This is a genomic window from Jeotgalibacillus sp. 10bf12, assembly GCF_055597105.1.
Map to the genome: position 1 here is coordinate 2685456 of NZ_CP200276.1, position 13925 is coordinate 2699380.

The 13925-nt window shown below is 41.5% G+C and carries 14 protein-coding genes; all 14 read right to left on the reverse strand.

The features are described 5' to 3' along the window. Window positions 1-75 precede the first annotated feature (75 nt). The 14 genes from spoIVB to accB all read right to left on the reverse strand — a co-directional run bounded on the left by spoIVB (window position 76) and on the right by accB (window position 13790). A complete protein-coding gene (gene spoIVB / locus DH10bf12_RS13970) occupies window positions 76-1071 on the reverse strand; it encodes a SpoIVB peptidase (protein WP_471735872.1) in 996 nt (331 codons plus the stop codon). 94 nt (window positions 1072-1165) lie between these two features. Further along, window positions 1166-2860, reverse strand: coding sequence for a DNA repair protein RecN (gene recN / locus DH10bf12_RS13975; RefSeq protein ID WP_471735873.1), 1695 nt, complete (start codon window positions 2858-2860; stop codon window positions 1166-1168). Between the two features lie 16 nt (window positions 2861-2876). After that, window positions 2877-3326 (reverse strand): transcriptional regulator AhrC/ArgR, encoded by a 450-nt coding sequence (ahrC, locus tag DH10bf12_RS13980; RefSeq protein ID WP_471738243.1) that lies wholly within the window; start codon window positions 3324-3326, stop codon window positions 2877-2879. Between the two features lie 137 nt (window positions 3327-3463). Then, on the reverse strand, window positions 3464-4306 hold the full coding sequence (locus tag DH10bf12_RS13985) for a TlyA family RNA methyltransferase (protein ID WP_471735874.1): 843 nt from the start codon (window positions 4304-4306) through the stop codon (window positions 3464-3466). A gap of 2 nt (window positions 4307-4308) precedes the next feature. Next, the gene (dxs, locus tag DH10bf12_RS13990) at window positions 4309-6201 is read right to left on the reverse strand and encodes a 1-deoxy-D-xylulose-5-phosphate synthase (RefSeq protein WP_471735875.1); all 1893 of its coding nucleotides are present in this window, start codon (window positions 6199-6201) and stop codon (window positions 4309-4311) included. Between the two features lie 72 nt (window positions 6202-6273). Next, the gene (locus DH10bf12_RS13995; protein WP_471735876.1) at window positions 6274-6861 is read right to left on the reverse strand and encodes a hypothetical protein; all 588 of its coding nucleotides are present in this window, start codon (window positions 6859-6861) and stop codon (window positions 6274-6276) included. 663 nt (window positions 6862-7524) lie between these two features. After that, complete coding sequence (locus DH10bf12_RS14000; protein WP_471735877.1) at window positions 7525-8403, reverse strand: polyprenyl synthetase family protein; 879 nt, start codon at window positions 8401-8403, stop codon at window positions 7525-7527. Continuing rightward, entirely contained in the window at window positions 8400-8642 is a 243-nt protein-coding gene (gene xseB, locus DH10bf12_RS14005) for an exodeoxyribonuclease VII small subunit (RefSeq protein ID WP_471735878.1), read from the reverse strand. Before xseB ends, DH10bf12_RS14000 begins: the two co-directional genes overlap by 4 nt. After that, window positions 8620-9981, reverse strand: a complete 1362-nt coding sequence (gene xseA, locus DH10bf12_RS14010; protein WP_471735879.1) for an exodeoxyribonuclease VII large subunit — start codon at window positions 9979-9981, stop codon at window positions 8620-8622. Before xseA ends, xseB begins: the two co-directional genes overlap by 23 nt. Window positions 9982-10051: 70 nt before the next feature. Beyond that, on the reverse strand, window positions 10052-10897 hold the full coding sequence (gene folD, locus DH10bf12_RS14015; protein ID WP_471735880.1) for a bifunctional methylenetetrahydrofolate dehydrogenase/methenyltetrahydrofolate cyclohydrolase FolD: 846 nt from the start codon (window positions 10895-10897) through the stop codon (window positions 10052-10054). A gap of 19 nt (window positions 10898-10916) precedes the next feature. Then, complete coding sequence (gene nusB / locus DH10bf12_RS14020; RefSeq protein ID WP_134380336.1) at window positions 10917-11318, reverse strand: transcription antitermination factor NusB; 402 nt, start codon at window positions 11316-11318, stop codon at window positions 10917-10919. A gap of 173 nt (window positions 11319-11491) precedes the next feature. Continuing rightward, window positions 11492-11905 carry an Asp23/Gls24 family envelope stress response protein gene (locus DH10bf12_RS14025; RefSeq protein ID WP_404403724.1) on the reverse strand — a complete coding sequence of 138 codons (414 nt, stop codon included), beginning with the start codon at window positions 11903-11905 and terminating at the stop codon, window positions 11492-11494. A gap of 12 nt (window positions 11906-11917) precedes the next feature. Further along, window positions 11918-13279: an acetyl-CoA carboxylase biotin carboxylase subunit gene (gene accC / locus DH10bf12_RS14030; RefSeq protein ID WP_471735881.1), complete on the reverse strand. Its 1362-nt coding sequence runs from the start codon at window positions 13277-13279 to the stop codon at window positions 11918-11920. A gap of 16 nt (window positions 13280-13295) precedes the next feature. Continuing rightward, entirely contained in the window at window positions 13296-13790 is a 495-nt protein-coding gene (gene accB / locus DH10bf12_RS14035) for an acetyl-CoA carboxylase biotin carboxyl carrier protein (RefSeq protein ID WP_471735882.1), read from the reverse strand. Between the last annotated feature and the right edge of the window lie 135 nt (window positions 13791-13925).

A 13925-nucleotide genomic window follows, 5' to 3' on the forward strand; every position in this document is an offset into this window, starting at 1 on the left:
CGAATGTATGTATAGTGTATCACGGAACCCCCGCCTCACCAACTACTCCTCCATTTTACACAAAGAAGAAACAGGCTATGAGGCCTGTTCCTTTAACATATCTTCTATATAAAGCGCGTAACCTTCATTGGGCTGATGAATTAATACGTGTGAAACTGCACCGATGATTTGTTTGTTCTGGATAATCGGACTTCCACTCATCCCCTGAATAATCCCGCCAGTCTTCTCAATTAATTTTGTGTCTGTGAGACGGATCTTCATTCCTTTTTCTCCACTTGGGAGCGTAACGCCTGTTTCAAGAATTTCGATTTGAAATGATTCCACTTTCTGCCCATGTAACACCGTCAGTATTTCAGCTTTACCTTCACGTACTTCTTGCTTTTCGGCAGTACTCAATGCCTGTTGGTACTTTTCATTATTTACCCGTTCAAATAATTCGCCAAATATACCTGTTGATGCATTCTTTTTTATCTCACCGAGCATGCTAGTCTTGTCGTCAAAAAATGCAATTTTACCACCCGGGTTACCCGCCCTGCTTTTTTGTATATCTCTGATGTCGGCTGATTTAATATGCCCTGATTTCATTTCAACAGGCAGCTTTGTATGCTGTTCAGATACAACATGACCGAGCGCACCAAAACGAAGTGTCTCAGGATGTATATAAGTCAGCGTTCCGACCCCGAATATTTCATGTTTTGCAAAGAAACCCAATTGCGACTGACCCTTTTCGTTTTTAATCAGCTTTACATTTTTAGTCATAATACTCTCATTTCTGATGACTTCAAGCCTGATGGTTTTTTCCGGTTCAGCCTGATTAACTGCGCTGTTTAATTCTTCTACTGTGTGGATTTTTGTACCATCTACACTGCTGATTCTGTCTCCAATTTTAATTCCAGCACGCTCTGACGGAGATATTTCATTTGCAGGTGCATAAAAGCCTGTCACTAATACGCCATTTGTTTCAAGAACAATTCCAATCGACTGACCGCCTGGTATCAATTCGACCGCTGCACAATATTGCGATGTAACAGAACTGATCATTAAAACGGCAAGAATCAGCTTTTTGATCATTTACTTCCCTCCTCTCCACTAGTTATAATTTGAGCGAAAAGAGGAAAAATATCAGTCAATCGTACGAAAAAAGCTATCCGTTAATGGATAGCTTTTACACAGCAGATTTTTTAATTGTATGCGCTAAATTTATGAGTTCTTCTGCATGGCTGATTGTTAAATCAGTAATCTCAACGCCGGAAATCATTCTGCTGATTTCTTTTACTCTGTCCTCTTTGGCAAGCGAACTGACACTGGTATGAGTCCGGTCATTTTTAACTTCTTTAGAAATAAATAAATGACGATCACTGATCGCAGCTACCTGTGGCAGATGGGAAATACACAGCACCTGAGAATGAGCGGAGATGGAATAGATTTTCTCAGCGATTGCCTGAGCAACCCTACCACTTACGCCGGTATCGACTTCGTCAAAAATAATAGAAGTAATTCCCTGATGCTGCGAAAAAATCGTTTTAAGTGCCAGCATCATTCTCGAAATTTCTCCACCGGAAGCTACTTTAATTAGTGGTTTAAGCGGTTCACCAGGGTTGGTTGAGATGTAAAATTCGATCTCATCAGTACCGTTGGGTTTATAAGCTTCAGGCTTTTGTTCAGCGAAATGCACATTAAATACAGCTTTATCCATATATAGTGCTTTTAATTCACCATGGATTGCATCTGTTAAAATTTCTGCCCATTTTCTTCTGAGAGCAGATAAATGTTCCGCTTCAACAGATAAATCCTTCTTTATGGATTCAAGTTTCATTTTCAACTCTTCAAGAGACGAATCTTTATTGGTAATTGCTTCAATTTCTTCCTCGATCCCTGAGAAGTATTCCATGATCTCTTCAATAGAAGAGCCATATTTGCGTTTCAACTGGTTGATTTCATTCAGCCTGTCTTCTATCATCTGGAGTCTTTCAGGATCAAATTCCAGACTGTCGAGATGCTGTCTGATCTCTCTTGCTGAATCCTCGAGTAAATAAAACTGACTGCTGATTGTATCACTGATCTGCTTTAAATCCTGATCAATATCTGCAGCATGCTCCATATTGGACATTGCAAGACCGGTCCAATCAAGACCGCGCTGCTCTCCCTGAAGCGCTTCATAGGCTGTCTGAAGTGACTCATAAAGCTTTTCAAAGTTCGAGAGCCTGATTCTTTCTTCCATCAATTCTTCATCTTCATTAAGTGATAAGTCAGCATCCTGAATTTCCTTATACTGAAACTGGATCAAATCAAGTCTATGAGCCATTTGCTGATCATTTTCAGATAGTGACCTGATTTGCTTTTTCAGATCAGCATACACAGTGTACACTTCCTGATAATTCTTTTTAGCTTCACTGATTTCTTCTGCACCAAACTGGTCGAGTAAATGAATATGTGCTGATTCATCCATCAGCTCCTGACTTTCATGCTGTCCATGAATATCAATCAGAGCTCCGCCAACTTCTCTTAAAATAGAAATTGTAACAAGCTTTCCGTTAATCCGGCAGGAGCTTTTACCTGAAGAGGAAATATCTCTTTTTAAAAGAACCATCTCATCTTCTATTTCGATTCCGAATTCCTGACACTTATTGAATACCGGGTGTCCTGCAGGTGCAGAAAACACACCTTCGATTTCAGCTTTTTTTTCACCGTGCCTGACAAATTCAGCTGATCCCCTTGCACCGACAAGCAGCTGGACAGCATCAATAATAATTGATTTTCCCGCACCGGTTTCCCCGGTCAATACAGTGAGGCCATCTTCTAATGATAAAGAAAGTTCATCTATAATCGCAAAATTTCGTATCGATAAGTCCTGTAACAAACAATATCACCCCTGTTTAAAGCATATCAATAAAACGCTTTGAAATTACTCCGGCTTCATCTTCAGATCTGCATATAATTAAACATGTATCATCACCACAGATTGTGCCGAGTATCTCATCCCAGTCCAGATTATCAATTAATGCACCGATGGCATTTGCATTACCAGGTAAAGTTTTCATTACAAGTAAATGACCGGCACCATCAATTCTGACAAAAGCATCTGTCAATGTTCTTTTTAATTTCTGAAGTGGATTAAACCGCTGGTCAGCAGGCAGTGAATATTTGTATCTGCCATCATGTAAAGGCACTTTCACTAAGTGTAATTCTTTTATATCCCTTGAGATTGTAGCCTGCGTTACAGGAAATCCTGCATTTTTCAACTCATCTACAAGCTCATCTTGAGTTTCAATGTCATTATTTACGATGATTTCCCTGATTTTAATATGTCTTTGTCCTTTATTTATCATGTTTTCACTCCGTCTATATGAATATTTATGCTCAAATATACAGTTATCTTAACGTACATTTTCCATTTTGTACACTAAGGTGAGTGGTACAGGCTCCTTAATTCTTGTGTATTAGACAAAAAATAAAGGACAGCCTACAGGCTATCCTCCACTTTTACATTCTTTAAACTCATGTGAGCTTCTGACACAACATCTTCCATTACAACACGTTCAGCAACCTTTCCGGTATCAGATTCAGTTGTGCGGAGATGAAAAAGAAATTCGATGTTCCCATCCCCGCCTGTGATCGGCGAATAGGAAGCTGCGAGTACATCATATCCAGACTCTAATGCGAATACAGAAATTTTATTGACTACTTCAAGATGTACTTTTTTATCTCTAACGATTCCCTTTTTCCCTACCTGCTCACGGCCAGCTTCAAATTGAGGCTTCACAAGCGCAAGTACATCACTTCCAGGCTTTAATAATGTTCTTAAAACAGGCAGGATAATTCTCAATGAAATAAACGATACATCAATAGATGCAAAATCAGGCAACCCTTCTTTTAGATCTTCAGGAGTCAAATACCTGAAATTCGTTCTTTCCATTACAATGACACGAGGATCCTGCCTTAGCTTCCAGGCAAGCTGATTATAACCGACGTCTACTGCGTAAGACTGTCTCGCACCATTTTGCAGTGCACAATCAGTAAATCCTCCCGTAGAAGATCCAACATCTATCATACATTTTCCCTGTACGTCTATATCAAATTCCTTCAGGGCTTTTTCAAGCTTTAATCCACCGCGGCTAACATAAGGCATTACTTTACCCTTTACAGTCAGCACTGCATCCTCAGGAATTTTTTCCCCAGGCTTATCAAGTCTGGTCTCATTGTGAAAAACAAGTCCCGCCATCACGGATCTTTTTGCTTTTTCACGCGTTTCTGCCAGTCCCTGATCTACAAGCAGAATGTCGACTCTCTGTTTTTTAATTTTCATGCTCAGGCTCTTTTCTCCTTCATTGGAACGATTGATCTGATGACCTTGACAGCCTGTTCGGATGTAAGATCTATTTCCTCTAACAGCTGATCAACATTTCCATGCTCGATAAATTGATCCGGAATGCCCATACGCTCAATTTTAGCGTGTGAAATCTGCTGATCATGAGCAAACTCAAGTACTGCACTGCCGAATCCACCCTGCAGCACTGCTTCTTCAATTGTCAGGATTGGAATGTTCAGTGCAAGTAAATCTTTCAGCATAGCTTCATCAAGAGGCTTAATGAATCTTGCATTGATCACCCGCACCGAGATCCCTTCTTCTTCCAACTGCTCTGCTGCTGCAAGCGCCATTGATATTGTAGTACCAAACGTCAGAATTGCTGCATCATTTCCTTCTCTCAGTACTTCCCAGCTGCCAATCGGAATTTGCTGCAGTGTCTCATCCATCGGTACACCAAGGCCGTTCCCTCTCGGATATCTCATCGCAATCGGTCCATCATCATATGCTAATGCTGTATGAACCATATGCTGGCCTTCGTTTTCATCCTTCGGCATCATCACAACCATATTCGGAAGGCTTCTGAGGAAAGCAATATCAAAGACTCCCTGGTGCGTTTCTCCATCAGCGCCAACGAGCCCTGCACGGTCTACACCAATAAATACGTTCAGGTTCTGACGGCAGATGTCATGCACGACCTGATCATAAGCCCGCTGCAGGAACGTTGAGTAAATTGCAAGAAACGGCTTCATATTCTGCGTTGCAAGTCCTGCTGACAACGTTGTAGCGTGCTGCTCAGCAATTCCGACATCAAACATTCTGTCAGGGAACTCACTTGCAAAACCTTCTAGCTTTGAGCCAACCGGCATGGCAGGAGTTACAGCCACAATCCGCTGATCAGTTCTTGCTTCTTTTCGCACTGTTTCTGCAACAAGTGCACTCCAGCCCGGAGCTTTAGCAGATGATTTGATTAAATCTCCTGTATCAATTTTATAAGGGCCTGTCCCGTGCCAGGTTCCGATTGTATCGTTTTCTGCAGGGTGAAAGCCTTTACCTTTTTTAGTGATAACATGCAGGATTACAGGGCCTTGTGTTTTCTTGGCGTATCTGATATTTTCATCAAGCTCATCAAAATTATGTCCATCAACCGGACCCAGGTAAGTAAAGCCCAGCTCTTCAAAGAACATACCTGACACGAGCAGATATTTCAGACTGTCTTTTACCCGCTCAGCAGCCGAAGCAAGTCTGCCGCCAACCGCCGGAACCTTTTTAATCAGGTATTCCAGATCATCTTTTGCTTTATTGTATTTCCCCGCTGTTCTCATCCGGCCAAGTACACTATGCAGTGCACCAACGTTAGGCGCAATAGACATCTCATTGTCATTTAAGACAACGATCATATCCTTTTTTTCATGTCCAATATGGTTTAGTGCTTCAAGTGCCATTCCACCTGTTAATGCCCCGTCACCAATGATCGGTACTACAAAATTGCTGTCTCCTTTAATATCACGTGCAATCGCCATACCCATTGCAGCTGATAGTGAGGTAGAACTGTGTCCTGTTTCCCAGACATCATGCTCACTTTCAATCATCTTTGGAAATCCGCACAGCCCTTTATATTGTCTGAGCGTATCAAACTGGTCAGCACGGCCTGTAAGAATTTTGTGAACATAAGACTGGTGCCCAACATCCCATAGAAACTTGTCAGCAGGACTGTCAAAGTGTTTATGAAGAGCCAGTGTTAATTCGACAACACCAAGATTTGGACCAATATGACCCCCTGTTGCTGATAATTTACCGATCAGAAATGTACGGATTTCTTCACTTAATTCAATTAACTGTTCTTTGTTCAGGTCTTTTAGAAAACCAGGGTCTTTAATTTGATTTATCTCCACCCGGATCACTCACTTTCTCCAAGGGGATGAGAGACTTTAAACTATCAAGTCCGCTGATCCCCAGATTAAATTCTATTTCGTTTTCTTTGTATCTTTAATTATAACAATGTGTAGTTTTTCCTCAAGAAATTGTAGGGTTTTTCCTACCCTGAATATGATATCTCTGGAAAAAGTGATCGCAAGGGACTTCCCCATTGCCTTACCACCAACCGTCAGCGCTGCAATCAGACCTGTCAGACCAATATTGATTGAACTCTCTATCAGGGACCCCTGACCAAGCTGAAGCTCATTTGCCAGCTGTATAATTACAATGGCTGCTGCCGCTCCACTGATTATACCTGCTATATCCCCTATTACATCGTTACAGAAACTTGCAAAACGGTCTGCGTTTCTGACGATTCTGATAGCGTGCTTTGCGCCATAGACTTTTTTAGCAGCCATTGCGTGAAAAGGCTTTTCTTCACCTGCAGCAGCTGCGATTCCAAGCATGTCAAAGAAGACTCCAATTATTACAATCATTAATACGACAATGAGTCCTATAGTCCAGTTTACCTGATTAAGTATACTTGTCGAAAGAAGTGAAAAAATAGCCGCTAACACTCCTGTGATAACGGCTATCGTAACACTCCACTTTATTGTTTTATGTAAGAAGCTTTTCACTTTATATCACACCTAACAAAAATAAAGGGGGTGGTCATGATCAGAGTTAACATTACGGCTTAGGTCCAGTAGGTTTTCCCAATTCGACACCAGCTGTTGCCATACTGGCGGTTTCCCATTATACCGAATTCAGCAGGGTTTCCCGCTGCCGGACTGGATTACCACTTAGTCCGCACTCTAATCCTCTGAACACGTATGCGAACAGTCTAGGGGATTTCCCCGGCAGCCCTGATCCTGATTCCTTATCCTCTTTTGCAGAAGGGATTTCATACGGACTGAAAAGAACATATTAATGGCCAACTAATGTGTTCTCTGTAACCATAATCCCCTCACCTTCCACTCAAGGCAGGCTACGCTGCGGCTGATTGTCATCACTTCCACAGGGTTATACAATCATTCACCTGCATATGCTTTATGCCAGCTGTGAATGAAAGCCTCCGCGATAAGCGGGTCATCGCCCACATGCCATTGTGGATCGCCCGCAAACCTTACTCCCAGAAAAAGCCCAAAGCTGGGCGCCTCAAGCCTAAACCAGGAACTTCATCGATATGCCCTTTAGTGGATTTTTAGGCCCACCTTCGGAAACGGCGGACTGACTAGAATACTGCACCACCCATTGAGGGAAGTATAACATATTCATTTTTCTCATGTCTTGTGAGAAACTCAGTTTTTCCGGCTGCCGATTAAATCAGTTAACTCGAGAAGCAGTGCAGGTTCATGATGAAGTTCAAAAAGCAATTCTCTTGCCTGTATAAGGTGATCATTTAACTTCTGCTTCGCTTTCTCCATACCTAGTATTGCCGGGTAAGTACTCTTATGTCTTTCTTCATCACTCCCGACAGGCTTGCCTATTTCTATTTCGTTACCTTCAATATCTAATATATCGTCTCTAATCTGAAACGCGAGTCCGATGTGCTCAGCAAAAAGACGCAGTTTATTCAGTTCGGCTTCATCAAGTCCACTGATTACACCACCTGCTACTGCCGCGAATTCAAGCAGTCTGCCAGTTTTTCTTCTGTGTACAGATTCAAGCTGTTCAAGTGATAAAGCTGTATTTTCACCTTCAATATCAGCAATCTGGCCGCCTACCATCCCTTCAGCACCTGCTGCTTTTGCAAGCATTGAAATAATCCTGATCTTAGATTGGTTATCAAAGGTAGAATCAGCTATCAGTTCAAAGCTTTTTGTCAGCAATGCATCCCCTGAAAGAATCGCAACTGCTTCTCCAAACACCTTGTGATTTGTCGGCATTCCTCTTCTCAGATCATCGTCATCCATACTCGGAAGATCGTCATGAATCAGTGAATACGTGTGAATCATTTCAAGTGCTGCGGCAGTTTTAAGCCCTTCATCCGTACTCTCTCCGAACGTTTCCATTACAGCAAGCAGCAACAGCGGGCGGATTCTTTTCCCACCAGCTTTTAAAGAATACAGCATTGATTCCTTCAATGATTCAGGGGCTTCAAGAGAATGAACGGCAATGAACAATTCCTCCTCGACCCTGCTTTTTTGAAGGCTTGTAAAATGTCCCAGTGCATTCATTCAGACAACTCCTCCGGATCAATTGGAGTTTCGCCATCTTCAGTCATCATCACTGCAAGCTGTTTTTCTGCACTTTGCAGTTTTTCATGACACAGTTTTGAGAGTTCTACACCTTTTTTATAGTAATCAATTGCTTCTTCTAGAGGTACATCTCCCTCTTCCAGTTTTGCTACGATTTCTTCCAGACCTTCCATTGCTTCTTCAAATGAATATTTTTCATTTTTTGCCATCTTGATCACGCTCCACTTTTTTGTCCACTGAACAGATTAAATCTGCTGTTTGAAGTGATACCTTGATTTTATCTCCAGTCTCAACCTGACTGCTACTTTTAATAAGCTCATTCGACTCATTAAAAACTAAGGAATAGCCTCTATTCATAATTTTCAATGGGCTGAGTGCTTCAAGTGATGCTGTAGACTGGATAAACCTCGTTCTGCCTGAATTCACCTTTTTTGCTGTAGAGTTTTCAAGCCTGTCCATTAAACGGTCAAGATTATTTTTCTTGCGTTCGATTTGATTGACCGGATTAAGCCTGATCAGTTTTTCGTGTATTCTTTCCCGTTTTATTTCAGCCTTTTGAATTATCATTGCACTTTCTCTGTACAGTCTTTCATTCAGTCTGTCCAAATGCTGGGCATGTGGTTCAATCATCTTCTCCGGCTTTCTGAAAACGATTGAATCTGTCTGCTTTTTCAGTTGCTGCTTTTTATAATGAAGCTGTTGAGTAACTGCTCTGTGAGCCCTTACCTCCATACTCATGATACGCTCTCTTACTTCTTCTATATGGGGCACTGCGATCTCAGCTGCAGCAGTTGGCGTTGGTGCACGCAAATCCGCAGCGAAGTCAGCAATTGTAACATCTGTTTCATGTCCTACAGCTGAGATAACCGGCACAGGAAATGAAACAATTTCTCTCGCAACCTGTTCATCATTAAAAGCCCACAATTCTTCAATTGATCCTCCCCCCCGACCGATGATCAAAAGGTCTAAGGAAGAATCAGCTGCTGCTGTTTTGAGCGCCTTTAAGATAGAGGGTACAGCGTTTTCACCCTGAACGGAGCATGGATACAAACGGATAGAGGCAATCGGATATCTCCTTTGAGCTGTTGTCATGATATCTTTAATAACTGCACCTGAAGGAGAAGTAATAACACCGATATTTTCGGGGTAGGGAGGCAGTGATCTTTTTCTACTTTGATCAAATAGACCTTCCTTTTGGAGTTTTTCTTTTAGCTGCTCATATGCGAGGTATAGGGCCCCGACGCCGTCAGGCTCCATTTTTTTCACATAGAGCTGATATTGTCCGCTTGATTCAAATACTGATACGTCCGACTGAAGCATAACTTCCATGCCGTTTTCAGGCTTAAACTTAAGTGATCCTGCAGCAGATGAAAACATAACTGCACTGATTCTGGTTTTCTGATCTTTTAATGTGAAATAGATGTGGCCACTTGAAGGCTGTTTGAGGTTTGAAATTTCACCTTTAATCAATACACCAGACAAATGCGGATCAGCATCAAACTTTCTTTTTATGTATTTAGTCAGTGCACTGACCGTTAAGTATCTTGACGTGGACATTTTAACACTCCTAAATGTGCAAAAGCGGCTCCGAAATACTTTTTCGGAACCGCCAAGCTGATACTTTATGTTATCTTGAAAAACGCTCAGCTGATTCAACTGTATTAAATAGCAGCATTGTAATGGTCATAGGACCTACGCCTCCCGGAACCGGTGTGATCGCTGAAGATTTGCCCCTGCATTGCTCAAAATCAACATCTCCACACAATTTCCCGTTATCATCACGATTCATACCAACATCTATGACAACTCCGCCTTTTTTAATATGATCAGCGGTTATTATATTACGAATACCAACTGCAGCAATTAAAATATCCGCCTGTTTTGTATATGTTTTCAGATCTGATGTTTTGGAATGGCAATAGGTTACCGTTGCGCTCTCATTAAGTAAAAGCTGTCCCATAGGCTTTCCGACGATATTGCTTCTGCCAACCACGACTGCATGTTTTCCTTTAGGATCAATCCCATGGAATTCAAGCATTTTCATAATGCCATTTGGTGTGCACGGATAAAATGCTTCCCCGCCTGTCTGCAGTCTTCCAATATTGATCGGATGGAAACCATCGACATCCTTTGAGGGGTGAATCGCTTCAATTACTGATGTTTCACTGATATGGTCTGGAAGCGGCAATTGAACCAAAATTCCGTGAATCGCCTGATCTTCATTCAGCTCCTGAATAATATCAAGAAGTTCTGATTCCTTCACTGTGTCAGCCAATTTAATCAGCTTAGAGTAAATACCGAGATTTTCACACGCTTTCTGCTTCATGGAGACATATGTTTTTGACGCCTGATTGTCCCCGATTAAAACAACTGCTAGTCCGGGCTTTACATGCTTCAATTGTTCAATTCTTTGTTTCAGCTGCTCTCTCATCTCTTGAGCAATTTTTTTACCATCAATTATTTCAGCTGACATTCAAATTTCCTCCCGTGATTCAATCACGTGAATGTAAGTTAGATACTACCTTCGACAGAAGTCCATTCACGAATTTACTTGATTTTTCATCACCGAAACGCTTTGAAATTTCAACCGCTTCATTCAGAACTACATTATGAGGCACATCATCTTTTTTGTATAAAAGCTCATACAGCGCAACTCTTAAAATGTTGCGGTCTACTCTTGCAAGGCGCTCGATCTTCCATTTTTCAAGGTGGTTCTGTATGACCTGATCAATTTCAGAAAGGTGGCCGCTTACACCTTCTACCAGGTCAGTTAAATAATCATCGTGCTTTTCATCTTCCAGAATATTGTCAATCGCTGTCTCCGGCGTCATTTCATTCATTTCCATCTGGAACAACGCCTGCAGCGCTTTCTCTCTGGCCGTTCTTCTTTTCATTTCAGGTTTAACTCCTTCTCTATTTGCATAAATTCCATGTCATAAAAAGATCATAGCATAAAACGAAGCTTCCTACTAACTCTTCATAACAGGAATTATGAAAAATTGATCAACGTATACGCTTACATGATGTACATAGAAAAAGACAACAGCTTTTAAGCTGTTGCCCACTGTTATTCTTTATCGTCTTCTTCAGCCTTTGCTGATTCAAATTGGATGCCCACAACGTGAATATTCACTTCATCTGCTTCAAGCGCTGTCATATTAAGGAGCGTCTGGCGAATATTATCCTGAAGCTTCTGTGCAACTTCCGGAATCGCTGCACCGAATTTCACAGTGCAGTATACATCGAGTACAATTCCTTCGTCGGCAAGTTCAACTTTAATCCCTTTACCATGATTTTTCTTTCCGAGTCTCTCTGCAACACCTGATGCAAAATTCCCTCTCATCTGAGCGATGCCATCTACTTCTGATGCAGCAATACCAGCAATAACTTCGATTACTTCAGGAGCAATTTCGACTTTTCCAAGCTGGTTTTGTGCAATGCTGCTCATTTGCAATAGATTATTTTCGTTTTCAGCAGTCATATGATCCCCCTCTTAATCAGCCTTTTTTGTCATGATATCATACTTCTCAAGAAATTTCGTATTGAAGTCTCCACCTGTAAATACATCATGGCTTAACAGCTTTAAATGGAATGGAATGGTTGTATGAACGCCCTCAACTACAAACTCAGATAATGCACGTTTCATTTTCGCGATTGCCTCTTCACGGGTAGCTCCGTACGTAATGACTTTCGCGATCATCGAATCATAATAAGGTGGAATTTCATAACCAGTATATGCAGCTGAATCAACTCTTACACCTGGTCCTCCCGGTGGCAGATACATGGTGATCTTTCCTGCAGAAGGCATAAAATTCTTTTCAGGATTTTCCGCGTTAATTCTGCATTCCATTGACCAGCCTGTAAATGTAACCTCTTCTTGTGAAATGCTGAGTTTTTCACCAGAAGCAACGTTAATCTGTTCTTTGATCAGATCAACACCTGTCACCATTTCTGTTACAGGGTGTTCAACCTGGATTCGTGTATTCATCTCCATAAAATAAAACGATTGATCATTATGATCATAAATGAATTCAACCGTTCCGGCACCTGTGTAACCGACCGCTTCTGCAGCTTTTACAGCTGCATCGCCCATTTTTTCACGGACTTTCTGATCCAGTGCAGGAGATGGCGTTTCTTCGAGCAGCTTCTGCAGCCTTCTCTGGATTGTACAGTCACGCTCACCAAGGTGAATGGTCTGTCCGTGAGTATCAGCCATTACCTGAATCTCAACATGACGGAAGTCTTCAATGAACTTTTCTATGTAGACACCTGGGTTACCGAATGCTGCTTCAGCTTCTCTCTGAGTAGCTTTTATGCCTTTTTCAAGATCTTCTTTACTTTTTGCAACGCGGATTCCTTTACCGCCTCCACCGGCAGTTGCTTTAATAATGACCGGATAGCCCATTTCTTCAGCGAGGGCCAGACCATCTTCAACTGAAGCAATAATGCCTTTTGAACCTGGAACAACCGGTACTCCTGCTGCACGCATTGTTTCTCGGGCTACATCTTTTGTGCCCATTTTAGAAATCGCTTCTGGACTTGGTCCGATAAAAATGACATTGCAATCTCTGCACAGCTCGGCGAAATCTACATTTTCAGCGAGGAATCCATACCCCGGGTGAATTGCATCAGCACCTGTCAGCTTTGCTGCAGAAATAACGTTAGTGAAGTTCAGATAGCTGTCTTTGGATAATTTAGGACCGATACACACGGCTTCATCTGCAAGCTGAACATGCAAGGCCTCTTTATCCGCTTCAGAATATACAGCAACCGTTTCAATATTCATTTCTTTACATGCGCGAATGACACGTACTGCAATTTCTCCTCTATTAGCAATCAACACTTTTTTTATCATACGTATTCTCTCCTAACTACTTTTTAACAAAAAATAGAGGCTGTCCGTATTCTACAAGCTGTCCATTTTCAACGAGGATCTTGACAATTTCCCCTTCAGTTTCAGCTTCAATTTCATTAAATAATTTCATTGCCTCAACGATACATACTGTAGAATCCGCTGTAACTTTTGAACCTACTTTAACAAATGGCTCTTCGTCAGGTGAAGAAGCTTCGTAAAATGTACCAACCATAGGTGATTTAATCTCAGTTGTATTTTCAAGGTCAGCCTCAGGCGCTGCAGTTTCTTCTTTTACCGGTTCAGGCTGCTTTTCAGCTTTTACTGGTGCTTCAACTTCTTCAGTATGCTTCACAGGCACTTCTTGTTTCACCGGTTCAGGCTGGACTTCTGCTGATCGCTTTGATTGTTTTCTTAGTTTAAGCTTTTCGCCATCCTGTTCATATGTAAATTCATCAATTGAGGATTGGTCGATTAATTTGATAAGTTCTCTGATCTCTTGTACTTTTAACATATTTTACACTCCCTGGTCATTAATTAATTAGCAGCAGCTGCTATTATCATACGCTAATACTTGACCAAAATTCAAGACAGCCAAGAAAAGAGCAGATAAAACGCTTTCATAAATTTGATTGTATCACAGATTTAT

Excerpts from the sequence above, each read along its gene's own strand:
- spoIVB (WP_471735872.1), bottom strand. The coding sequence starts at position 1,071 with ATGATCAAAAAGCTGATTCTTGCCGTTTTAATGATCAGTTCTGTTACA.
- DH10bf12_RS13985 (WP_471735874.1), bottom strand. The coding sequence starts at position 4,306 with ATGAAAATTAAAAAACAGAGAGTCGACATTCTGCTTGTAGATCAGGGA.
- DH10bf12_RS14000 (WP_471735877.1), bottom strand. The coding sequence starts at position 8,403 with ATGAATGCACTGGGACATTTTACAAGCCTTCAAAAAAGCAGGGTCGAG.
- xseA (WP_471735879.1), bottom strand. The coding sequence starts at position 9,981 with ATGTCCACGTCAAGATACTTAACGGTCAGTGCACTGACTAAATACATA.
- folD (WP_471735880.1), bottom strand. The coding sequence starts at position 10,897 with ATGTCAGCTGAAATAATTGATGGTAAAAAAATTGCTCAAGAGATGAGA.
- nusB (WP_134380336.1), bottom strand. The coding sequence starts at position 11,318 with ATGAAAAGAAGAACGGCCAGAGAGAAAGCGCTGCAGGCGTTGTTCCAG.
- DH10bf12_RS14025 (WP_404403724.1), bottom strand. The coding sequence starts at position 11,905 with ATGACTGCTGAAAACGAAAATAATCTATTGCAAATGAGCAGCATTGCA.
- accC (WP_471735881.1), bottom strand. The coding sequence starts at position 13,279 with ATGATAAAAAAAGTGTTGATTGCTAATAGAGGAGAAATTGCAGTACGT.
- accB (WP_471735882.1), bottom strand. The coding sequence starts at position 13,790 with ATGTTAAAAGTACAAGAGATCAGAGAACTTATCAAATTAATCGACCAA.